The 23,244-nt window shown below is 44.9% G+C and carries 14 protein-coding genes, 1 tRNA gene and 1 riboswitch; of the genes, 3 read left to right on the top strand and 12 right to left on the bottom strand.

Annotated features, from left to right (window positions below):
* Window positions 1-225: 225 nt before the first annotated feature.
* From DW103_RS15175 to gltX, 3 genes are all read right to left on the bottom strand, one after another.
* Window positions 226-2,553, bottom strand: coding sequence for a GH92 family glycosyl hydrolase (locus tag DW103_RS15175; RefSeq protein WP_370453490.1), 2,328 nt, complete (start codon window positions 2,551-2,553; stop codon window positions 226-228).
* A gap of 3 nt (window positions 2,554-2,556) precedes the next feature.
* Window positions 2,557-3,795: a 3-deoxy-D-manno-octulosonic acid transferase gene (locus DW103_RS15170; RefSeq protein ID WP_122277634.1), complete on the bottom strand. Its 1,239-nt coding sequence runs from the start codon at window positions 3,793-3,795 to the stop codon at window positions 2,557-2,559.
* Window positions 3,796-3,882: 87 nt separating this feature from the next.
* The gene (gene gltX / locus DW103_RS15165) at window positions 3,883-5,400 is read right to left on the bottom strand and encodes a glutamate--tRNA ligase (RefSeq protein ID WP_122277667.1); all 1,518 of its coding nucleotides are present in this window, start codon (window positions 5,398-5,400) and stop codon (window positions 3,883-3,885) included.
* A gap of 96 nt (window positions 5,401-5,496) precedes the next feature.
* On the opposite strand from gltX, the gene DW103_RS15160 reads away from it, so the two are divergent.
* On the top strand, window positions 5,497-7,527 hold the full coding sequence (locus DW103_RS15160; protein WP_122277632.1) for an HD family phosphohydrolase: 2,031 nt from the start codon (window positions 5,497-5,499) through the stop codon (window positions 7,525-7,527).
* Here the strand turns inward: DW103_RS15160 and DW103_RS15155 are convergent.
* The 5 genes from DW103_RS15155 to DW103_RS15135 form a co-directional block, all read right to left on the bottom strand.
* Window positions 7,502-7,993 (bottom strand): low molecular weight protein-tyrosine-phosphatase, encoded by a 492-nt coding sequence (locus DW103_RS15155; protein ID WP_122277665.1) that lies wholly within the window; start codon window positions 7,991-7,993, stop codon window positions 7,502-7,504. The two genes, DW103_RS15160 and DW103_RS15155, sit on opposite strands and share 26 nt — an antisense overlap.
* 22 nt (window positions 7,994-8,015) lie before the next feature.
* A complete protein-coding gene (priA, locus tag DW103_RS15150) occupies window positions 8,016-10,478 on the bottom strand; it encodes a primosomal protein N' (RefSeq protein WP_122277630.1) in 2,463 nt (820 codons plus the stop codon).
* 421 nt (window positions 10,479-10,899) lie between these two features.
* Complete coding sequence (locus DW103_RS15145) at window positions 10,900-11,487, bottom strand: porin family protein (RefSeq protein WP_122277628.1); 588 nt, start codon at window positions 11,485-11,487, stop codon at window positions 10,900-10,902.
* A 277-nt stretch (window positions 11,488-11,764) separates the two neighbouring features.
* Window positions 11,765-11,963: riboswitch (cobalamin riboswitch) on the bottom strand.
* 38 nt (window positions 11,964-12,001) lie between these two features.
* The gene (locus DW103_RS15140) at window positions 12,002-13,312 is read right to left on the bottom strand and encodes an MFS transporter (protein WP_122277626.1); all 1,311 of its coding nucleotides are present in this window, start codon (window positions 13,310-13,312) and stop codon (window positions 12,002-12,004) included.
* Window positions 13,309-14,244: a DUF4922 domain-containing protein gene (locus tag DW103_RS15135; RefSeq protein WP_122277624.1), complete on the bottom strand. Its 936-nt coding sequence runs from the start codon at window positions 14,242-14,244 to the stop codon at window positions 13,309-13,311. The genes DW103_RS15140 and DW103_RS15135 overlap by 4 nt, the downstream gene beginning before the upstream one ends.
* Before the next feature lie 95 nt (window positions 14,245-14,339).
* On the opposite strand from DW103_RS15135, the gene DW103_RS15130 reads away from it, so the two are divergent.
* Window positions 14,340-15,458, top strand: coding sequence for a BF3164 family lipoprotein (locus DW103_RS15130; protein ID WP_122277622.1), 1,119 nt, complete (start codon window positions 14,340-14,342; stop codon window positions 15,456-15,458).
* Here the strand turns inward: DW103_RS15130 and DW103_RS15125 are convergent.
* The 4 genes from DW103_RS15125 to mutA form a co-directional block, all read right to left on the bottom strand.
* The gene (locus tag DW103_RS15125; protein ID WP_122277620.1) at window positions 15,443-16,909 is read right to left on the bottom strand and encodes a glycosyltransferase family A protein; all 1,467 of its coding nucleotides are present in this window, start codon (window positions 16,907-16,909) and stop codon (window positions 15,443-15,445) included. The two genes, DW103_RS15130 and DW103_RS15125, sit on opposite strands and share 16 nt — an antisense overlap.
* A gap of 24 nt (window positions 16,910-16,933) precedes the next feature.
* Window positions 16,934-18,346, bottom strand: a complete 1,413-nt coding sequence (locus DW103_RS15120; RefSeq protein ID WP_122277618.1) for a S41 family peptidase — start codon at window positions 18,344-18,346, stop codon at window positions 16,934-16,936.
* Between the two features lie 107 nt (window positions 18,347-18,453).
* Complete coding sequence (gene scpA, locus DW103_RS15115) at window positions 18,454-20,601, bottom strand: methylmalonyl-CoA mutase (RefSeq protein ID WP_122277616.1); 2,148 nt, start codon at window positions 20,599-20,601, stop codon at window positions 18,454-18,456.
* Window positions 20,602-20,700: 99 nt separating this feature from the next.
* Window positions 20,701-22,602: a methylmalonyl-CoA mutase small subunit gene (gene mutA, locus DW103_RS15110; protein WP_122277614.1), complete on the bottom strand. Its 1,902-nt coding sequence runs from the start codon at window positions 22,600-22,602 to the stop codon at window positions 20,701-20,703.
* A 270-nt stretch (window positions 22,603-22,872) separates the two neighbouring features.
* Here mutA and DW103_RS15105 point away from each other — a divergent pair.
* Window positions 22,873-22,945, top strand: a tRNA-Glu gene (locus DW103_RS15105).
* Window positions 22,946-23,244: the final 299 nt, after the last annotated feature.

Raw genomic sequence — 23,244 nt, 5'->3', positions numbered from 1 at the left:
TTTTACACATGTAAAAGCCATTTTCAAGAGGGGAAAAACGGTTTTTACTTGAGTAGAAACGACTTTTCCATCGGCAAAACAGATTTTTACTGAGGTAGAAATGGCTTCGCGATGGTAAAAAAAGGCTTCTACTGCGGTAAAAGTCATTTTTCACTGCGAAAAGCACTTTTATCCTACAGTAGAAGCTTTTATCACAAAGATGTTTTTGAAATCAGTTTTCCTCGTTTATTTTCCCCAACCCGACGGGTTCGGTCCCATCTGTAATACCAATGTTCCGCCTTCCATCAGGTCGGTGTGCATCAAATAGCATTTATCATAGGGGACTCCGTTTAGCTCCGCGCTTTGGATGTAGATATTTTCGGGACTGTTGTCGCGGGCTTCGATGACGAATGATTCTCCTTTCGCATACCTCGAGTCGAGTTTGAAGGTTATTTTATTGAAAGCCGGACTGGTGATTTCATATCGCAAATCACCCGGACAAATAGGATAAATGCCGGCAGACGCCAGGACGTACCAAGCCGACATTTGCCCGACATCCTCATTTCCGACCAAGCCTGTGACAGCATTCCGGTAAGCATTCCGGCAAATATCGCGCGTCCACTTCTGCGTAAGAGAAGGCTCGTTCAGTCGGTTGAAAAGGAAAGGTACATGATGTACCGGTTCGTTCGCATGGTTATAATAGGGATTCCACAAATAATCGCGTGGCGTCATTTCAAACATATCTTCCAAATCGGCCAATACCTTCTCCCGTACACCCATCAGAGCTACCATACCGTCTATATCATGCGGAACGAACCAGCCCTGCTGATAAGCATTGCATTCCATAGAACCGTACCATTCCTCCAAGCGTCCTTTTTCCGGAAGGGGAATAAATTGCCCTTTTTCGTCGCGCGGACGAAACCAGCCATAATCGGCATCGAAAAGGGTTGCGTAGGTTTTTGACCGCATATCGAAAGAATCCCGTTCCGCCTCCTTTCCCAGCCAGTCGGACAAGCGCGCCATGCACCAGTCTGTATAGGCATACTCCAACGTATAGGAAATTCCGGTTCCCCCCGGCGTATAACCGTCCGGACCGTTCTTGAACAAACGGGCGGTATTCAAGGCATATTGATAGGCTTTTTTCACATCGTAACCGCGAATTCCTTTCGAATAGGCATCGCACAAGACGGAGATAGCCGGATTCCCCAGCATGCAGCCGGAGAAGGCGTTCATAAATTCCCAACGTTCCAGATATTCTTTGCCACTCAGGGAAGCGTTATCGATAAGCGAATTAATCATATCGTTCACCACAGACGGGTTGATAATCGTTTGCAAAGGCATCTGGCTGCGGAAAACATCCCAGCCGCTGAATATCGTTCGTTTTTGAAACTCGATTACAGCCTGTGCTATATTGTCCGCCCCTTTATAAGCTCCGTTGACATCCGTGCAAATACGCGGGTCTATCATCGTATGATACAATGCGGTATAGAATATAGCCTTCTCGTCGTCCGAGCCGCCTTCTATCCTGACTTTGTCCAATGCGTTATTCCAAAGGTCACAGCAGGTTGCATGCGCCTTATCAAAATCCCAGTCTTCGATTTCCATATTCAGATTTTTCTCCGCATTTTCCTTAAAGAGAAAAGAGATACCGCTTTTCAAGAGTATTTCTTCACCCGCCTCGGTTTCGAAATCGGCATAAAAACCGATATGTTTACCTTCAAAGGAGGAGACGGAGGGATGGATTGTCGCATTCCGGATGGCTTCGCGGTAACGTTCGCTTTCGACATCTTCCCTTTTGCGACCCCAGTCGTCCGGAATATCGGCCGACCAGACTCCATAGCTCCGGAAAGGTTTGGAGAATTGGGCGTAGAAACAAACGTTATAATCGGCTTTGCCATCTCCGTTGCCCCATCCGCCGCCTTCGGGGGTACACTTCATCCAGCCCCGGATGGTATGGTCGTCCATCACCTCGACCGATTGCAGCACGGAGGTTCCACCTACACGCCGGGCTAAATCTATTTGGATATGGGCCTCTTTGCTTTCGGGGAAGGTGAAACGGAGCATTCCGCTATGTCGCAAAGCTGTAGCTTCCACCTTAATATCGTAATCGGTCAGCTTAACGGAATAATAGCCGGCCGAGGCTTTTTCGGATTGCTTGTCGTAACGGGAACGGTAGCCTTCCTCCGGCTTGTCGGCTGTCCCGGCAAAGGTATGAAGAGGGCCGATGGTGGGCATCACCAGAAAGTTGCCGAGGTCGCCATACCAACCGACACCCGACATTTGTGTAAAGGCAAAACCTTCGATTGTGGTATGCTCGTAACTATAACCGGAACCGTTGTCGCCGCCGGTGATGGTATTCGGGCTAACCTGAACCATGCCGAAAGGGGCAGTGGCTCCGGGAAAAGTCTTTCCCAACCCATGATAACTTCCGGCTGCTTCGGTATTAGTCGTCGCGCCGATAAAAGGATTCACATACGAGGAAAGCGGTTTTTCTTCTTGTCCGAGCGGATTGCAGGCTAACAGGAAAGAACAACAGATTGCGGTAAATAATAGTTTCGTGTTATTCATAAAAATTGATTATAATGGAAATTCTTTCAGTATCTTTTCCGTAGCACCGGTATTCCCGCTAACAAAGTTTCCGGCACTTTCGCCGGAAGCCTCGAGCACTTCATGATAAGTCAGCAGTTCGTCCATCTTATTAAAAAAGGCTTGTTTGTCGGAAACGGAAAAACCGCCGCCTACGGCTATCAGGTCGCGGGCCTCCTTAAACTTCTGATAACGGGGACCGAACAGGACAGGGATACCGTAAACAGCCGCTTCCAATGTATTATGAATACCGGCTCCAAAACCTCCGCCTATATAAGCAATCGTACCATAACGGTAAATAGAGGAAAGCAGACCGAAACTATCCACAATCAGACAGTCTTTTCCTGCCATCAGGCTCTTATCCTGAATCACTTCGGAAAGGCGGACGGACGGACGTTTCAACAACGACTCGATATACATCAGATGTTCACGGTGTATCTCGTGAGGTGCAATAATCAGTTTCATCTCCGGATGTTCGTTAAAATAGGGTATCAGGATTGCTTCATCCTGCGGCCAGGAACTTCCGGCAATCAGGGTAAGCCGGCGGCTACCGTCTTCCTCTGTCACAAAACGTTCCACCGGTGGCAATTCGCGAGCCAAATTCCGGACATCGAGCACCCGGTCGAAGCGGGTATCGCCGACAACCGTCACATCGGTTATGCCATATTCGGCCAATAAACTTGCTGAACGCTGGTCTTGCACAAAAAGATGATTAAAACAATAAAGCATCTTCCGGTAAGGGTATCCGAACCACTGGAAAAACAGTTGGTCGGGACGGAAAATGGCGGAAATAATATAGACCGGCGTTCCTCTCTTTTTCAGTTCGTGCAGATAGTTTCCCCAAAACTCATATTTAATGAATACGGCAATAGCCGGATTAGCCAAGTTCAGAAACTTCTTCACCCGGTAAGGAGTGTCGAAAGGCAGATAACAGATAACGTCTGCTCCGTTATAATTCTTACGCACTTCATAACCGGAAGGGGAAAAAAACGTAAGTAATATTTTATATTCCGGATGTTCCGCCTTTATCTTTTCTATCATCGGACGCCCTTGTTCGAATTCACCTAAAGAGGAAGCGTGAAACCAGATATAGCGGGCCTTCCGGTCTATCTTTTCCCGGAGAATCGAATTGGTTTTCCATTGTCCGAGGCGCATCATACGGGCCTTCTTGTGGAAAGGGGAAATGATTGCGACGATAAAAGCGTAGAAATGTATGAGTAAACTGTACATAACGGATTGATTGAGAAATAAAAAGCAGAGAATTGAAAAAGAAAGGTGGCTGATAGCCGACTTTCAATTCCAATTCTCAACTTCCAATTATTTTAATATTTCGATAGCTCGCTGGATACGACGGATGGACTCTTCTTTACCGAGAGCTTCGGTAATATCGAAAATATGAGGTCCTTTTCCTTCACCGACTAAAGCCAGCCGAGTCGCATTCATGATGTTTCCCAAGTGATAACCTTTACTTTCAATCCAAGCTTTAACCTCCTCTTCCGTTCCTTCAATATCGAACGGTTCACGTTCGCGAAGCACTTCGATAAGTTCGGTAAGCTGGACAGCACTGTCTTCTTTCCAACGTTTCTTACGCGTCTTTTCGTCATACTCGGTCGGAGCGACAAAGAAGAAGGCGCATACATCCCACAATTCTTTAATGAAAGAGACACGGTCCTTCATCATGCCGACTACTTTCTCCACATAAGCCGGTTCAGCTTTCACCCCGTGGCTTTCGAGTATCGGCATAAAAAGGGCGGCCGCTTCTTTATTGTCCATCATCTGGATATAATGGTGATTAAACCATTTACCTTTTTCATAATCGAACTTGGCTCCGCTTTTACTGCAACGGCCCAGGTCGAAAGAACGAATAAGTTCGTCCATGCTCATCACCTCCTGGTCGTTACCGGGATTCCAACCTAACAGGGCCAGGAAATTGACGACGGCCTCCGGCAGATAACCACTCTCCCGATAGCCGGAAGAGATTTCTCCGCTTTTGGGGTCGTGCCATTCGAGAGGGAACACAGGGAAGCCCAAACGGTCGCCGTCACGTTTGCTGAGTTTGCCGTTTCCTTCCGGTTTCAACAACAAAGCCAGATGAGCAAAATGCGGCATCGTATCGGTCCAACCGAAATAACGGTACAGAAGGACATGCAACGGGGCACTCGGCAACCATTCTTCACCACGAATCACATGCGTAACTTCCATCAGATGGTCGTCCACGATATTAGCCAAATGGTAAGTAGGTAACTGGTCGGCCGACTTGTATAATACTTTATCATCGAGGATAGAAGAGTTGATGACGACTTCGCCACGGATAAGGTCATTTACATGAATATCCTCGTCCGGCTCAATCTTTACCCGGACAACATATTGCTTGCCGGCATCAATCAGAGCTTTTACCTCCTCAACCGGAAGAGTTAGCGAGTTACGCATCTGCATACGGGTAGAAGCATCGTATTGGAAATTGGGAATTTCCTTGCGTTTGGCTTCCAGTTCCTCAGGTGTATCGAAAGCGATATAAGCATAACCGGCATCCAAAAGCTGGTCGACATATTTTTTATATATTTCCCGGCGTTCGCTCTGGCGGTAGGGACCGTAATCTCCTCCGAAACCAACTCCTTCGTCGAATTTGATGCCCAACCAGGTAAGGGCCTCGATAATATAAGCTTCCGCTCCCGGCACAAAACGCTGTGAATCGGTATCTTCAATACGGAGAATCATGTCTCCACCTTGTTGTTTGGCAAACAAATAATTGTATAAAGCTGTACGAACACCTCCGATATGCAAAGCCCCTGTAGGACTCGGAGCAAAACGGACTCTTACTTTCCTTTGCGTCATAATTCTTTCCATTCTATAATAATGCGGGCAAAATTAGCCCTTTTTTTTCTCTTACTAAACTTTTTTACGTACATTTCGCCCTTAAATGAGAAAGTTATGAAAGTAAAGAACTATAGTATACATCCCAGCGTATTTTTTATCGCGGCAGCTTTGCTGATTGCCTACTTCTTTCCACGCGAGGGAAAATTCCGTTACCAGTTTTATGAAGGGAAACCTTGGCGTTACGGATTACTTACGGCTCCAAGCGATTTTCCCATCTATAAAACCGATGCGGAAGTCCAAACCGAAAAAGACAGCGCCCTGAAGAAATTCGAACCATATTACCGCTTTGACGCTACTGTCGAAGCGGCACAGATAGACAAGTTACGCGAGGATTACCGCAATACGCTGAAAGATCGTGCGAATCCGGCCCACATGCAATATATCGAAAACAGCTTGCAAAAGCTTTATAGAAGCGGTATCATTTCCACTCAGGACATGGACGAACTGAAGAAAGGAGACTTCCCGCGTATCAACTTATTGAAGAACAATGTGGCGCAGCAACATTTCAGTAACGACTTTTTCACGATTAAGACGGCTTATGAGTTCATTATCAACAATTGTCCGTCGTACCTGGATAAATCCGTATTGCAATCGTGCGACATAAATAATTACCTGACCGAAAACGTGACATACGATAAGGATATGTCCGACAAAGTCAGGAATGACATTCTGAATAGCATACCATTGGCCAACGGCATGGTACAGGCAGGAGAGCGGATTGTAGACAGGGGGGAGATTATCGACAATCAGACTTTCAACGTATTGCGCTCCCTCAAAATCGTGCATGAAGCAAAATCAGGAGGAACACAACGGCAAAGTATTATCCTGGGAGGACAGTTTGTCTTGGTTTTCGGTATCATTTTCTGCTTTTGGCTTTACCTGTGGTCGTTCCGTATCAAAATACTACACAACAGGCGAAATGCGCTTTTCCTTATCTTATGTGTATTCGTGAGCTGTATAATGACGGAGCTATGCGTGACATACGGACTGTTTAACGTTTATATACTGCCGTTTGCGATTGTGCCGATTGTGGTACGTACGTTTTTCGACTCACGAACCGCCTTATTCACACACCTTATCATTGTACTGATTTGTTCATTGATGGTTCCGTTCCCACATGAATTCCTGCTGTTGCAAATTATCGCGGGAATGGTGGTAACGTTCAGTTTGAGAGAGCTATACGAACGTTCGCAACTTATCCGGTGCGCTTTCTTTATTTTTGTCTCGTACACCTTATGCTACATAAGCTTGTCCATCTATCAGGAAGCGGACTTCAAGAAGATTAACTGGATGATGATGCTTTATTTCGGCATTAACTTCATCTTGTTGATGTTTACTTATATATTGGTTTACATGCTGGAAAAAACATTCGGCTATGTATCCAGTATCACGCTTGTGGAACTGTCGAATATCAATACGCCGATATTGAAAAAGTTGTCGGAAACCTCCCCCGGTACTTTCCAGCATTCCCTGCAGGTTTCTATCCTCGCGTCGGAAGCTGCCGCCAGTATCGGAGCCGACGCCCAGTTGGTACGGACAGGCGCCATGTATCATGATATCGGGAAAATGGCCAATCCGGCTTTCTTCACGGAAAATCAAGGCAGTGTCAATCCGCACAGCCAATTGAGCTACGACCAGAGTGCCAAAATTATCATCGAGCATGTAAATGACGGGGTGAAGATTGCGGAAAAGGCCATGTTGCCCAATGCAATCATCAACTTTATCCGCACCCATCACGGACGAGGGAAAGCCAAATACTTCTATAACTCTTTCAAAAACCAGTATCCGGACCGCGAAATAGATGAAGAGACTTTTACCTATCCCGGCCCGAACCCCTTCACGAAAGAAACAGCCATCCTGATGATGGCCGATTCCGTAGAAGCCGCTTCCCGCAGCCTGAAAGAGCACACGGAAGAGAATATCCGTCAGTTGGTAGACAAAATCATCGATGGCCAGATAGCGGACGGTTTAATGAAAAATGCTCCGTTGACATTTAAGGATGTGGAGACAGTTAAAAACGTGTTCGTGGAGAAATTGAAAATCATGTACCATACACGCATCAGTTATCCGGATTTGAAGAAATAATCTGCTCCAATAGTCCGGCGCAGGCATCTTCCAGCAAATCCAGGACCAGTTCGAATCCTTCGGCTCCGCTATAATAAGGGTCGGGCACATAGTCGTAGAGTTTGTTTCGGGAATATTCGGTCATTTGATGGATTTTACCGACGGACTCGAGGTCGGGCGCCTTTCTTTTGAGGTCATCAATATTTCGGTTATCCATCCCGATAATCAGGTCGAAATCAAAAAAATCGTCTGTACGGACAGGACGGGAAATGGAATCCAGTTTATATCCCCGGCGGGCAGCGTGGGCACGCATCCGGGAGTCGGCAAGTTCTCCCTCATGATAACCGATAATTCCGGCAGAGTCAATCTTTATTCGTTTCTCTAAACCCGCATCCTTTACCAGCTTTTTCATCACAGCCTCGGCGGAAGGAGAACGACATATATTCCCGAGGCATACAAATAATATTTTATATTCTTTCTTTTCCATGTTCATTTCTATCTTTAAATGCCTAAGCCGGGTCCACATCATAGTGAACTATCAACTGCTTAAATGGCAAATAACGCAGCATTTCCGTATGAACCGCTTCCAATATTTCACGTACCGGAGCGATGGCAGCAGCTATCTCTATCTTCAAAACAATCTTTTTGATATGTAAAGCCTGCACATAAGTAACAGGGGGAGTAACCGGTCCCAGTACCCGTTCACCCAGCCGCATACGCAAATTGTCGGCATACAATGTGGACAGTTCTTGCAAAACTTCTTCATTCCGGCTACGCAATATAATGACAATCAACCGGTAGTAAGGCGGATAACGGAATACGCTCCGTTCACTCAACTGCAAACGGACCATTTCTTTATAGGCAAAATGCTGAACCATTTGTATCAAAGGATGTTCCGGCTGATTGGTTTGCAAAATAACCAGCCCGCGTTTGTCACGACGACCGGCACGACCACTCACCTGCACCATCAACTGATACGCCCGTTCGTGTGCCCGGAAATCCGGAAAGTTCATCAGGCTGTCCGCATTCAGGATACCGACGACACTTACATTTCCGAAATCCAATCCTTTCGAAAGCATCTGCGTACCAATCAGGATTCGCGTCTTTCCTTTTTCAAAATCCGCAATAATACGTTCGTAAGCCGTACGTGTACGCGCTGTGTCAAAATCCAGACGGTCTACTTTTACTTCAGGGAAATACCCGGCAATCTCCTCCTCCACTTTTTCCGTTCCGAACCCCATCATACGAAGTTCCGTACTCTGACATTCCGGACATTGGCAGGGAAGTTGTATTTTATAACCGCAATAATGACAAACCAGCTCATTCCGAAACTTATGATAAGTCAAACTGACATCACAATTGGCACAATGGGGAACCCAACCACAACTCCGGCATTCAATCATCGGAGCAAACCCACGACGGTTCTGAAATAAGATAGCCTGTTCCCCTTTAGCCAAGGCATCCCTGACTTTTTCGACCAACAACGGGGAGAAAAGCGTATCTTTCATTATCTTCTTACGCCTCAATTCCTTCACATCCACCGGAATAATCTCCGGCATCAGGCAGTCGCCATAACGCGTATTCAACTCAACCAGACCATATTTGCCCGTTGTCGCATTAAAATAAGAATCAATAGAGGGGGTAGCCGACCCTAACAATGTTTTAGCCCCGTGCATATTGGCCAAAACTATTGCGGCATTCCGGGCATGGTATCGCGGAGCAGGGTCTTGTTGCTTATAAGTGTTCTCATGCTCTTCATCCACTATAATCAATCCCAAATCCTTAAAAGGAAGAAAAAGGGAGGAGCGGACACCCAGTATCAGCAAAGGTCCGTTGCTATGTAAAAGGCGGTTCCATACCTCTACCCGTTCATTATCGGAAAATTTGGAATGGTAGACAAGCAGCCGGTCACCGAAAACTTTGGCCAGCCGTTCCGTAATCTGGGTAGTTATCGCTATTTCGGGAAGCAGGAACAATACCTGACGCCCCATTTTCAATACCTCATCTATCAGACGGATATACACCTCCGTCTTACCGCTGGAGGTGACGCCATGCAACAGGCAAACCTCTTTCGCCTTAAAAGTTTCGTGTATCTCACTATATGCCTTTTCTTGCGCCTCACTTAACGGGCTCGGAGACTGTAGCCGGCAAACCGGGACTTGCAGACGGCCCACCTCTTTTTCGTAACTTTCCAAGATACCCCGTTTCAACAATCCTTCCAGAATAGCTGAAGAACAATCGCTGCGTTCGAGCAATTCTTTTTTAGAGACCTCTTGCGTCAAGGCAGGATTAAGCGCATGGCTCAGGTCCAGAAAACAAACCAGGAGGCGTTCCTGCTTCTTCGCCCGCTTGAATTCGGAGAAAACAGCTTGCAACTTTTCTTCTTCCCGGTAAGCTTCCGTCAACCGGATAAAGGTTTGCATCTTCGGGGCAAATCCCCGCTTCATTTCCTCGCTCACCCCTACGGCTCCACGTGCCATCAGAGAAGCGACAACAGGAACAACATTTCTCAACCCGGTCTTTTTCTCCAACTCGGAAACAGTTAGTTTCAATACACCCTTGAAAGCATCCAATACAGCCTGTTCATTGGGTCGCAAACGGCTGTCGGCAACAAAATCCTCGTTATACGTAACAGCAGTTTCACTTTCCAGTTTCAGTCCGGAAGGCAAAGCAGCTTTATAGACATCTCCCAGTTTACAAAGATAATAGGAAGCAATCCATTGCCAGAAGCGCAATTGAGGACGACGCAATACCGGGGTGGCATCCAGCAATGCGTAAATCTCTTTCGTCTCAAACCGGGTATCCGGCTCACGCTCGTGGACATCCATCACGATAGCCGTGTAATAACGCTTTTTACCGAAATGGACAATCACCCGGCAACCGGGTATTACGGCAGCCTCCAAATCAGAAGGAATGCTATAGGTATAGCTATTCTCCAACGGCAACGGGAGTATAACATCTGCGTATTTCATTCGATTTCTATTTTAGCCACCATTCTATTTGTCTCTTCCTACGTTTTAGTCCAATATCATCCTTCATCCTTCAAGCAGCAAATAACCCTTTATAAATCTGCCAATTACACTAAGCCTTCCCCCTGAAGGTATCCTTCATATCATTTAGCTTGCACCCTGACAAAACTTTATTCCATCATGAATATAATAGGGAACTATTATATTTCATAGTACATATTATACCTTTAGATGCCACTTACTCTCCTTTGCTCCCGGCTCAGTATGCTTGTCGACCGAGGTCGTTAACCTTCCCGACCAAGCTCGCAAAGTTTGCTGACCCTGGTCAACAAGAGAACAAGTGGTATGGATTGCTTTAAATCATCACCTATTCAGACTTGCTTTCTTCTGAACAGGAGACTTAATTCCTGATTATTTGTTCGCATCAGAAAAGGATGGCTGCCGTAACCGACCATCCCCGGTTTTTACCGCTCAAATCGATATCCGACAAACTGTAATCATCCGTCAATCCCAAAGCGTAATTAAAACCGACCTGCAAATGCTTAATCAATTCGACACCGGCACCGAAATTCAGACCGGCATTAAAACTTTTAGCTTTCAGTTGATGTCCGACCTCGCCCGGTATATCCCAGAATTTATCGCCTCCTACCCGGAAACCGACATACGGACCGGCTGTCAGATAACATTTAAGGATAGGCAAACCGAATTTCCATTTCAAGTTAACCGGAACATCAATATAATCATTCTTTACATCCTTTTCAGCTTTCAGACCGAGACCTTTCTGCGAATACAGGATAGCGGCATCAAAACCGACTCCGAGTAAAGGAATTGTCCCTTCCAGCATCGGACCGATATTAAAACCTGTGACATTGTCCGAATTTACCAAATCCTTATTGAAATGAACGGACGATACATTCAAACCACCCTTCACACCCAACCGGAGCTGGGCCGAAGACGGAATAGCGACTAAAGTCATCAACGCCACTAATATAACACCAACAATCTTTTTCATATTCTTATACCTTTAGTTAATACCAATACAAATAAACGCACTTTTCCAGTAATAAACAAATATTGCTTTTATACTGTTCGCTGTCCGGAGTGCAAGACCCGGTAAAAAAGGAAAGCATGAACCACCGACGGAGCTCATCCCGTATAGCGATTCATGCCTCTTTTCCTAATTATTATGGCAGAATAATTAAAAACAAAAAGTATATGACTCCGGGAAAGGGAATAAAAAGAAGGATGAAGACAATTGATATGTTCTTCTTCCGGCCTTTCCTCGAAGCCGTCGAAATAATATGCGTTGCAGGTCTTCTGACTTGCTTCCGGAATGAACGCCTTCCCGACCTTTATGTCAGTGGCAAAAGATTTGTCCAATCCGTTATTGAAGCTTACAGCAGCGGGACTGTCCGGGATTTTCACCCGATTCCCTTTTAATCCTTTTCCACGGAAAGCGGAGCAGGAACAATGCATGCCACAAATATAGGAATATTTTTAATATGCCAGTGTATCTCCGGCAATTTTTAACCGATACTTTTCCCGTTCTTTTTTCCAAACTCCGGATTTATATCCAAGCAAGCGGTAACCAATAAAGTAACAAGGCAGCAGCCCATCACCCACCAGAAGAAATTCACATACCCCAAATACTCCTGTAGCCATCCTGCCATCATGCCGGGAAGCATCAAGCCCAAAGCCATAAAAGCCGTACAAATAGCATAATGGGCCGTTTTATGTTCTCCATCCGAATAATAGATTAAATAAAGCATATAGGCCGTGAAGCCGAAACCATAGCCAAACTGTTCGATGAAAACACAGATATTGACAATCAACAAACTATCCGGTAAAAACGTACTCAAATAGATAAAAACGGCATCCGGCAAAGAAATAGCCAGTGCCATCGGCCATATCCATTTCTTCAAACCTCCGCGGGAAGCAGCTATTCCTCCTAAGATACCGCCCAACGTCAGGCCGATTGTACCGATTGTGCCATATACAAAACCGATTTCAGTTGTACTCAAACCTAAGCCCCCTACCTCACGGGGATCAATCAAAAAAGGGGTAACGAGCTTGGCCAATTGGGCTTCAGGGAAACGATATAATAGCATAAACAAAATAGCCACCAACGCTTGCTTCTTTTTGAAGAAAGAGACGAATGTCCCGAAAAACTCCTTCAATATAGTAGCAGGTGTTATCGTAGCCGACGACTTATCTTCTTTAGGAACAGGCAATATGTAGCGGTGATACAGAAACAAAGCCAGAAACAATCCTGCCAGAATGAAAAATGTAATAGACCAAGCTAATGGAATATCGCCTGTACGATTTTCCATAAAACCAGCAAACATGACTAACAATCCTTGACCGGCAATAATTGCAATCCGGTAAAACGTGCTACGGATACCCACAAAAAAAGCTTGCTCGTGCGAGTCGAGTGCTAACATATAGAAACCATCCGCAGCAATATCATGAGTAGCCGAACTAAAGGCTAACAGCCAAAACACAGCCAATGAGGCTTGGAAAAAGAATGTAGTCGGAATCGTAAAAGCTATCCCGGCAAGACCGGCACCAATCAACAACTGCATGGTCACCACCCACCAACGTTTCGTCTTCAGCAAATCGATAAACGGACTCCAGAACGGTTTGATTACCCAAGGTAGATTCAACCAACTCGTATAAAGGGCAATATCTGTATTAGAAATGCCTAAACGCTTATACATCAAAACCGAGACAATCATTACCGCCACATACGGTATTCCCTCTGCAAAATACAAAGAAGGAACCCAAAACCAGGGGGATGATGTGGACGGCTTGCCGTTCAAAGGGTTACGTGGTGTCATATCTTTTCTTTTATTTTCAGGATTATTTCATTCTTTTCTGTTTCGGCAATGCTTACCTCCTTCCATATCTTCTTTAAATCCACATACGTCACTTTCTCAAAATCTTTCTCCAACGGAACAACAAACAAGCCCGACATTTCAACAGTAGCCGGACTTATCAGGATATTGGCTTCTCCCTCTGCATAATAGCAGGAAGGACGCAATTCTTTACGAGGAAAAATACAGCTCACCCACGTCTTTCCCTCCATCCAGGTCAGGATATTCATCATCGGTTCGTATTCGCCAGGTTTCACAGGCATCAGATTGTACACTTTTTCAAAAGCGGAAGCAACTTCTCCTTTATCGGTGGAGACAAACTGCAAGACCACCGGAGAATCACCGGATAAAACAGAAAGCGCAGAATGTTTCCCTTGCCAGACAAGGGCTTTCGATGCTTCTCTCGAATTTCTCACTAATGGAAAAGCTAATACATTGCCGGCCTGAAAATGCATGTGGTCGGGAGCCGAAGCCCCACATTTAGGTCCGTTATAAAAAATGGCATAACCGGAAAGGTCTGACGCCAAGTCCAGCATTTCCTTATAATAAGGTCCGATTTGTTGCTTCTCATGCCGGCGTAAGGGAATTGTCAGATGATTTTGGAAGATTGGATAAGGATTTAACAGGATTTCAAAAGTATCATTGTACAAAATGCTCTTTTGCTCCTCCGGACGATGACAAAAAAAACAGGGACGTGCATTCAGGGAAGCATTGTCTATTTTAGCAGCGGAAGAACGGATACGTTCGGGATTGAATTGCAAAACCGTATTCTTGCCGTCTTCTTTAAAATAACGGGTTTGTACATTTGCCAACGCGGCATAGTTGTCCCGTGCCAATTTCCAATCCTGCTTTTGAGCAAGAAACAGAGTTGCTATTTGTTGTGTTAAATCACTCATAATTTATTCGTCAAAGATATAGACTTTGATTGTCTTTTTACAAAAATAACGAAAAAACTATTATCTTTGGATATTCATAAAAATCCCATACCACGATGAAACACCTATTCTTTTATTTGCCTCTGACATTGCTCGTACTAGTAGTTGCCTGTAAAGGAAAAAAGAATGCATCTGTCGAACCAAGTGCAGACATCATACAGGAACCCGATACTATTCCGGTAGAAGCCATCGCGGAACTTCCTCCTTTAGAAGCCGGAGAAGTTTACCTGAAAGGAAAAAACATTTTCGGTGAAGACGTGGAACTGACCGGTACGCATATTGAAGAACCGGACACATTCGTCTTTAAACTGATTGAACCAAAGATGGTTATAAAGGACAGTTTACTGATTCTGAGTAGTATGAATGCTCCATTTTATGTCTTTCACTTCCCTCAATTCACTTATGTCAAGACCATTGGAATACGGGGAAACGGACCTGATGAATTTCAGAATCCGATTGTTGTACAATCACTCGACCCGGCTTATCTGTGTTACCTGTTAGACGGTTACAACGGTAAAATTTACGGATTGAATTGTAATCTGGAAAAGCATTTCATAAAAACAATTTTTAATTCTAAATCGCAGTGGGACTATATCGAACATGCTTATTCCATAAGTGACAAGGCATTAGTTTACAGAATGGGAGGCAGCATCGTCCGGGCATCATTGGAAGGAGACTCTGTACAAACGGAAAAAATCCACAGCTTAAGGCTGGAACAAGCCAAAAAGATGCCGACTCAAGGGACGCTAAATGTCAACCCTTTACGCAACAGAATGGTCTACGCTTATAAATATGCAAAGTTTGTCAAATTCATGGATTTGGAAGCAAAAACAGTCCGTATCCTAAACTTTGAGCAATCCGGGTTCGACGAACAGACGCTTAATATTGCGAACGGATTAGATTCAAATGTATCTTATTACATGCAAGTGTTGCCAACCCGCGATTATGTCTACATCACATATTCAGGCCGTACTCCCTATGTGGTAGCCGCAGAAATCCAAAAAGGCAACAGATACATGTATTTGGAGAAATACGACTGGAACGGAAATCCCATCAAACGGTATAAATTGAATGACTTCTGCGTCTGCTGCGTTATAGACGAGAAGACGAATCAGATAGCCCTTCCAACTTTCTACCATGACGACCCATTTGTTGTATATCAGTTGGACGAATGAGTATTCAACGCTATCCGCGCCTGAAGTTCCCAGGTTCGGATACGGTCCTTATATGTGTTATGCGCATTCATTTTGACAACATCGAGAGCCGCGTCCGAATTATCTTCCCAACGCCGGCACAGATAAAGCACGTCATAAATACGGCCAATCTGCCAAATACGCGAAATGCGTAATCCCAGCGCATAATCCTCCCCATAACTGGTATTCGGCAAATTAATACTCCGGAGTATGGGGGTATAGAAAGCTCTTGGCGCTCCAAGTCCGTTGATACGAAGAGCATTATTCCGGCCGTTTTCCGGTGTCCATTCTTTATGGTCTATAATACCGGGAGGAATCTCATTCATCGTAAAATCAGTCATTCGGTAGGTACCGACCACCATTGCGCAGTTTTGTTCATAAAAAGCATTGATTATTTTTCGAAGCGTATCGGGTCCGCTATACACATCATCGCTATCCAACTGGACAACAAACTTACCACATTCCGGATGATGTACCCCTACGTTCCAACAACCGCCGATACCTAAATCTTTCCGTTCGGGAATTAAATGCAGTACCCGCTTGTCGGATGCAAACCGGGCAATAGCCTCCGTCGTACCATCTGTAGAATGATTGTCTACCACTATCACATTGAAAGAAAAATCAGTCTGTTGCATTAAAACAGATTGAATTGCATCGCCAATTGTCCGGATACGGTTGCGCACCGGTATAATTACAGATGCTTCTATTTTAAAGTCTCCTTTATCAAAAGTTATCGGTTCAAACACCGGGGGCAAGTAAGCTCCTACCCGTTTCAGGTAATCCGTACAGGCAGCTTCCATCTCTATCTGCACATTGCGATTTCGGGGATCGACATAATCGAACAACTTCTCCCCGCTGCTCCGATTATCCAATTCGACCTCCGAATACAGATACTCATTGACATGAACAAGTTTTGAGCATTCCGAAAGACGAAGCCTTAAATCGTAGAAACCGGCAGAAAGATATGTTCTCTTCATGTCTGCCATCACCTGTTTCAAGGTAAATGTATTGAACAACAGCAAAGAACCGAAATCAAAATCATTACGCAGACTTCCTTGCTGATAATCTATCAGCGGACAGGGTTTGTACCGGTCGCCTTCTATCTGGTAATGGTCGGCATAAAGCATTCCGGCATTCGTATCGCCGGCAATAGCCAACATACGTTCCAAAGCAAACAATCCTAAATCCAAAGGCGTATGTTTCCGATATACCAAGGTATAAGGCGCCTGAGAATGAACGACTATCGTACGTATGGTGACGGAACTGTCCAACGAACCGACCGGTAATATTTCACAATCCGCAAGAGTTTCCTTATAAGGCTCTTTGGCCAGTAAATATATTTTATTTATCTGATTACAGTTTCTCAATGACAATAAGGTTTGTTCAACCTGTTCCTCCGATATAAACGGAATAAAGCAATCTATCATTTTCATCTTTATTGTCTCTCAAAAATCAGATTATTTCTCAACATCCCAAATAAGTCCCTTTACTCTTCTCCTTTCCAGTGTCGGGAAAGTGACATTGGCATCCATGCTTTTCGCAGATGCAGATGTAGAAGCAGCCCGGAACGTTTGTCCGGTTATCTGCGCAAGAGCTATACCAAATAACGTTTCCCTCGCGTCACCGAACGGATATAGTTTTTCATGCGAATACAGTTCATCGGCATAGATATCCGGTGTAAATCCGTTTGCATAATCAGCTTCATGCTTTCCGTTGTAGATACGGAGAACAATCGGATGAAGCAAATAATCATAGTCTTCCCTTTCCCCGAATATAATGGAACCTACACGTTTTCCCACGGTCTTCTCTCCGATGAGCGTAACACTTTCCGCATAAGGTTTCAGACAGTTAATCACCGCTTCCGAAGCTGAAGCCGTTGCTTCTCCCACTAATACATAAACCCGCTTCAGGTTCAGGTTGGCATTAGACATCTCACTGTTTTTCTTCAACAATAAGCTTTGATTAAGTTCTTTCTTTTTATCATTATACTCCATAAGGCAAAACGTTTTGCCTAAATCACTTGCCGGCACCAACAACGAAGTCAACAATTGTGCACAAGATACCAATCCTCCGCCATTATAGCGCAAGTCGAGCACAAATTCATTCACATTCCGGGATTTGAAGCTGGAGAAAATTTGTTTCAACCGATCATCGTATGTATTATCATTGTCGGTCGGACCTGACGAGAAAGTGTTGTACATCAGGTATCCTATATTTTTCTCTCCTATATGCAAAACCGTATCTTTCAAGAAAGGAGTATCTTCCACTGCCCGGGACGAACCAATCGGCAATTCCTTGGAAAAAACGAGCCGCTCCCTTTCCATATCATATTCACCTATCAGGAAGGTTGTTTTTCCTCCTGCATATAAAGCCTTCGCTGTTGTGATATTATTCAGGCTATTCACACCCAAAATCCAGTCGCCCCGTTGCAAACCCGCTTCCGATGCAGGAGAATTAGGATAAACAGCTATCACTCTTGCATAAAAGTAAGAAGCATCCTGGAGAGAATACAGGGCAAAATCGAACCCATAAGAATCAGAAGTGTCAATACTTTTGGCTGTTCCTTTTTTCTTCTCTATTCGAGAAAACACATAGTTTTGACCATATATAACTGCTCCATCCTCTTCCAAATATAAAAGCGAATTAAAGAAATCTTCCGGAGATTGATTGAAATCGAGTTTGTTTTTTGCCGGGATTTCATCATACCACAGATAATAATCTGTCATAGTTTTATAAATCCAAGTATTCACATCATCCTTTAATACGTCAGGTTCATCACTATCCTTACAGGAAGACACAAATAACAGACAAGCCAGCATTCCAGACAGAATACTAACAGCTTTACACCCAAGAACAAACCTCGAATTCATTGTACATCTATTTAATTTATAAAACAACCGCGCAACCTCCCTCCGGAAACTGCGCGGTTTTATCAAAAAAGACTTACGCTTTTATTCAAAAAGCCTTACGTCTTTTATTATTCGCCTAACAGTATTTCCAATATCTGGCAAGCAGCCTTAGCAACGGAAGTACCCGGACCGAAGATAGCAGCCACACCTGCTTTATACAGGAAGTCATAGTCCTGTGCAGGAATTACGCCTCCGGCAATCACAATAATGTCGGGACGGCCCAATTTCTTCAGTTCCTCGATTACCTGCGGAACCAGAGTCTTATGTCCGGCAGCCAGTGAAGAAACACCCATTACATGAACGTCGTTTTCCACAGCTTGACGGGCAGCCTCGGCCGGAGTCTGGAACAAAGGTCCCATATCTACGTCGAAACCGCAGTCGGCATAGCCTGTAGCAACAACCTTAGCACCACGGTCGTGCCCGTCCTGCCCCATCTTTGCAATCATAATACGTGGCTGACGACCTTCTTTCTTCGCAAACTGTTCTGTAAGCTCACAAGCTCTTACAAAGTCTGCATCTTTCTTTGTTTCTGATGAATACACGCCTGATATAGTTCTGATAATTGCTTTATAACGACCGACAACCACTTCGCAAGCATCGGAAATTTCGCCCAATGACGCACGCAAACCGGCAGCCTTAACAGCCAGTTCAAGCAGATTGCCTTTCTTTGTCTTCACACATTCGGTAATATCGGCCAGCGCTTTCTGAACTGCTGCCTCATCACGGTTTGCGCGTAATTTCTTCAGCAATTCAATCTGTTCGTTACGTACGGCTGTATTATCGATTTCAAGAATATCAATCGGATCTTCCTTCGGCAGACGATATTTGTTTACGCCTACGATAGTTTGGACACCGGAGTCGATACGAGCCTGCGTACGGGCAGCCGCTTCTTCGATACGCATCTTCGGCAGGCCTGTCTCGATAGCTTTCGCCATACCGCCCATGCTTTCGATTTCCTGAATTAACGCCCAGCCTTTATGTACCAGTTCGTTTGTCAAAGTTTCCACGTAATAAGAACCGGCCCACGGGTCGATTTCCTTACAAATCTTTGTTTCTTCCTGGATATAAATCTGGGTGTTACGGGCAATACGGGCCGAGAAGTCCGTCGGCAACGCGATAGCTTCGTCCAATGCGTTGGTATGCAGGGACTGAGTATGTCCCAAAGCCGCTGCCATCGCTTCGATACAAGTACGACCTACATTGTTGAACGGGTCTTGTTCCGTCAATGACCAACCGGAAGTCTGACAGTGAGTACGCAAAGCCAAAGATTTCGGATTCTTGGCTCCGAAGCTCTTTACAATCTTAGCCCACAGCATACGGGCAGCACGCATCTTAGCAATTTCCATGAAGTGATTCACACCGATAGCCCAGAAGAATGACAGACGCGGAGCGAAAGCATCTACATCAATACCTGCATTTACTCCGGCGCGGAGGTATTCCATACCGTCGCACAAGGTGTAAGCCATCTCTATATCTGCAGTTGCGCCGGCTTCCTGCATGTGATAACCGGAGATAGAAATAGAGTTGAACTTCGGCATCTTCTGTGAAGTATATTCAAAGATATCAGCGATAATCTTCATGGAGAATTCGGGCGGATAGATATAGGTATTACGCACCATGAACTCTTTCAGGATATCATTCTGGATTGTACCGGCCATTTCTTCCAACTTAGCGCCTTGTTCCAGCCCTGCATTGATATAAAATGCCAATACGGGAAGAACGGCTCCATTCATTGTCATGGAAACAGACATCTTGTTCAATGGAATGCCGTCGAACAGAACTTTCATGTTTTCCAAAGAGCAGATGGATACGCCTGCCTTACCAACATCGCCGACTACACGTTCGTTGTCGGCATCATATCCACGGTGTGTCGGAAGGTCGAATGCCACAGACAACCCTTTCTGGCCGGAAGCCAGGTTACGACGATAAAAGGCGTTGGACTCTTCTGCTGTAGAGAAGCCGGCATACTGACGAATCGTCCAGGGACGCATCGCATACATACCGCTATACGGGCCACGCAGATAAGGAGGCAAACCGGAGGCATAATTCAAATGCTCCATGTCTTCCAAATCCTCTTTTGTATATACAGGTTTCACCTCGATATGCTCGGGGGTTTTCCAATTGGCTTCGATGCCATTGGCTTTTGCCCATTCGGCAGCATTGGTAGCTGCAAAACCGGCATTCTTTATATCTATGTTTTTAAAATTTGGTCTCATAATTATTATGGAGTTAGTAGTTGGCAATTGATAGTTGGCAGAAGAGAATAATCTTTCATATTATCCGGTTACTACCAACTAGCTACCCACTACTGATTATTAAATACCTAATTTTACGTTGAAAGCTTTCAATGTTTCAAGCACATTGCTCTTTACATTTATATATTGCTCGATACCTATAGCTTTCAGGTCGTCCATACAAGCAGGCATACCGGCTACAACAAATTCGGCTCTTCCGGCCAAAGCTTTGTAAGCAGCAGGAGCTAATTCCGCATATTCATCGTCGCTTGAGCAAAGAACTACGATTTCGGCACCAGCCTTAACAGCAGCTTCCACACCTGCTTCTACTGTATCGAAACCTAAGTTGTCAATGACTTTATATCCGGCACAAGCAAAGAAGTTGCTTGAGAACTGCGAACGAGCCAAACGCATAGCCAAGTTTCCGATTGTAAGCATGAATACCTTCGGAGTCTTACCGCTCTTTTCTGTTGCCAGACGCAAAGCTTCAAACTGGGAAGCACCGCGAGAGAAGTCGAGAGACGGAATAGTGGCTTCACCACAACGACCGCCGCCACAACAACAAGATGCTGTTTCCTTAATCTTTCCGGCAGCCACTTCGTTGAAATTCGGGAACTGGTTAGAACCCAGCAATACTTCACGGCGAGTAGCAACCGCCTTCTTGCGAGCCTCATTGGAGGCATTGACTGCATTTTGGATTTCACCTGTATTGGCCAACTTACCGAAACCGCCCTTGTCTTCTACTTCCAGGAAGAGTTTCCAAGCAACATCAGCCAACGAGTTGGTCAAAACTTCCACATAATAAGAACCGGCAGAAGGGTCTACCACTTTGTCCAAATGGCATTCTTCTTTCAACAATAACTGTTGGTTACGTGCGATACGTTCGGAAAAGTCGTCCGGAGTCTGATATATTTTGTCGAATGGACGGACTGTTATAGAGTCTACACCGGCTAAGGCGGCCGACATAGCTTCAGTTTGTGAACGGAGCAAGTTTACGTGAGCATCGTAAAGTGTCATGTTCCATTCTGAAGTCTGTGCATGTACATGCATCTTGCAAGCGCAACGGCACATACCGTTCGCAGCCTTGTTCGGGCATTCTGTCGGACAGTGGCAAACCGGATTATAAGCCGCTACGATTTCGGCCCACAACCAGCGTGCGGCACGGAACTTGGCTATTTCCATGAAGTAGTTGGAGCTGATACCCATGTTGAATTTAATCTTCTTGGCAACTTCATCGGCTTCGAAACCGGCTTCAGTCAATTTAGCCATCAATTCGTTCCCCCATGTCAGTGCATACCCCAGTTCCTGAGAAATATAAGCACCTGCATTGTTGAAATAAAACGCATTAACCGCCAACACTTTGTAACGGGGCAATGCTCTGCCGGCTTTGAGCACAGCCGCAGCAGTTTCTACCCAGTTTTCGTTTTCCTTGCCTTTTACCAAAGGTTTCTTGAACGGGTCAAAATTTACAGAACCAAAGCATTTACTCAGGTCTACTCCTTTCGCCTTGTAATTATCAGCCAGAATGCCAATCAATTTTTCAGCTTTACAATTGCAAGTGTTGAAGTTCAGTTCAACAGCAGCCGGACAAATACCGTCCAACAAAGCAGCGATGTTTTCCGCATCGACTTCATCACCTTTGATTATAAAACCGAGAGAAGTAACCCCTTTCGTCAACAGGTCTTTAGCCTTTTCATTGGCTCCTTTAAAACAAGTCACTTCGATGTTCTGGCGTACCTTCCAATCGTTGTCCTTTTTTGTTCCGCGAACATAAGGGAATTCACCGGGGAGAGACTCGGTCGTCTTCAATCCTTCGATGTCCTCTGCACGATAGAAAGGATTTACATTAAATCCTTCGCCTGTCTTCCAGACAAGCTTTTTCTCAAACGGAACCCCTTTCAGGTCTGCCGTAATCTTCGCCATCCACTCTTCAGTAGATACCGGAGCGAATTCTGAGAAAAGTTTTTCTTTTAGTTCTGCCATAATATTAGTTATTTTAATACTGGTATTAGTAATTGTTCAATAAGTATATTGTTCAACAACAAGTGGCAAAGGTAGAATAAATAAACAGGAACGCCAATGAAATATAAACGAATTTGCTATCACTTTTAACGCCTTTTAGTGCTGCAGAAGCCATTTAGCTTGCATTATGACAGCTATCGAAAATTTCTTCCAAAAAATTTCCGCATAAAAGAACAGCGAAATAAAATAATTACTACTTTCGCAACGTCAAACACAAAGATTGACAAAACCGGTGCATTCGTCTAGTGGTCCAGGACGCCGCCCTCTCACGGCGGAAACTCGGGTTCGACCCCCGGACGCACTACAAACAAAACAATTAATAGCTGTAATTCGAAAGATTGCAGCTATTTTCTTTTATACCACTGTAACACGACTGAGACTTTTTAATATCCCGGTTCATTCAACAGCAACAGAAAATAGATTTCTATAGTCTCCTAATATCCATAACGTTGGTTCCTGATTGATTCCGGTTGTTTATTTCACCCAGTGCCATACGGGTGACACTGCAGTGCCATAGTAGTGGCACTCTTGTGCCATTAGGATGGCACTACAATGCCATGCCGGTGGCACTCGACACGCTGTATGTTAACGATTATCGTTGAG

The sequence above is a fragment of the Parabacteroides sp. AM08-6 genome (genome assembly GCF_003473295.1).
In the GTDB taxonomy this organism is placed as follows: Bacteria; Bacteroidota; Bacteroidia; order Bacteroidales; family Tannerellaceae; genus Parabacteroides.
Note: the sequence above shows the minus strand (reverse complement) of the source record. Positions and strands in the feature narration are given on the sequence as shown.

Bases quoted from the DNA above. Each gene is read 5' to 3' on its own strand.
- mutA (WP_122277614.1), bottom strand. From the start codon at position 22,602: ATGGCAGAACTAAAAGAAAAACTTTTCTCAGAATTCGCTCCGGTATCT.
- DW103_RS15155 (WP_122277665.1), bottom strand. From the start codon at position 7,993: ATGGAAAAGAAAGAATATAAAATATTATTTGTATGCCTCGGGAATATA.
- gltX (WP_122277667.1), bottom strand. From the start codon at position 5,400: ATGACGCAAAGGAAAGTAAGAGTCCGTTTTGCTCCGAGTCCTACAGGG.
- DW103_RS15160 (WP_122277632.1), top strand. From the start codon at position 5,497: ATGAAAGTAAAGAACTATAGTATACATCCCAGCGTATTTTTTATCGCG.
- DW103_RS15125 (WP_122277620.1), bottom strand. From the start codon at position 16,909: ATGAAAATGATAGATTGCTTTATTCCGTTTATATCGGAGGAACAGGTT.
- DW103_RS15120 (WP_122277618.1), bottom strand. From the start codon at position 18,346: ATGAATTCGAGGTTTGTTCTTGGGTGTAAAGCTGTTAGTATTCTGTCT.
- DW103_RS15145 (WP_122277628.1), bottom strand. From the start codon at position 11,487: ATGAAAAAGATTGTTGGTGTTATATTAGTGGCGTTGATGACTTTAGTC.
- DW103_RS15170 (WP_122277634.1), bottom strand. From the start codon at position 3,795: ATGTACAGTTTACTCATACATTTCTACGCTTTTATCGTCGCAATCATT.
- scpA (WP_122277616.1), bottom strand. From the start codon at position 20,601: ATGAGACCAAATTTTAAAAACATAGATATAAAGAATGCCGGTTTTGCA.
- priA (WP_122277630.1), bottom strand. From the start codon at position 10,478: ATGAAATACGCAGATGTTATACTCCCGTTGCCGTTGGAGAATAGCTAT.
- DW103_RS15140 (WP_122277626.1), bottom strand. From the start codon at position 13,312: ATGACACCACGTAACCCTTTGAACGGCAAGCCGTCCACATCATCCCCC.
- DW103_RS15135 (WP_122277624.1), bottom strand. From the start codon at position 14,244: ATGAGTGATTTAACACAACAAATAGCAACTCTGTTTCTTGCTCAAAAG.
- DW103_RS15130 (WP_122277622.1), top strand. From the start codon at position 14,340: ATGAAACACCTATTCTTTTATTTGCCTCTGACATTGCTCGTACTAGTA.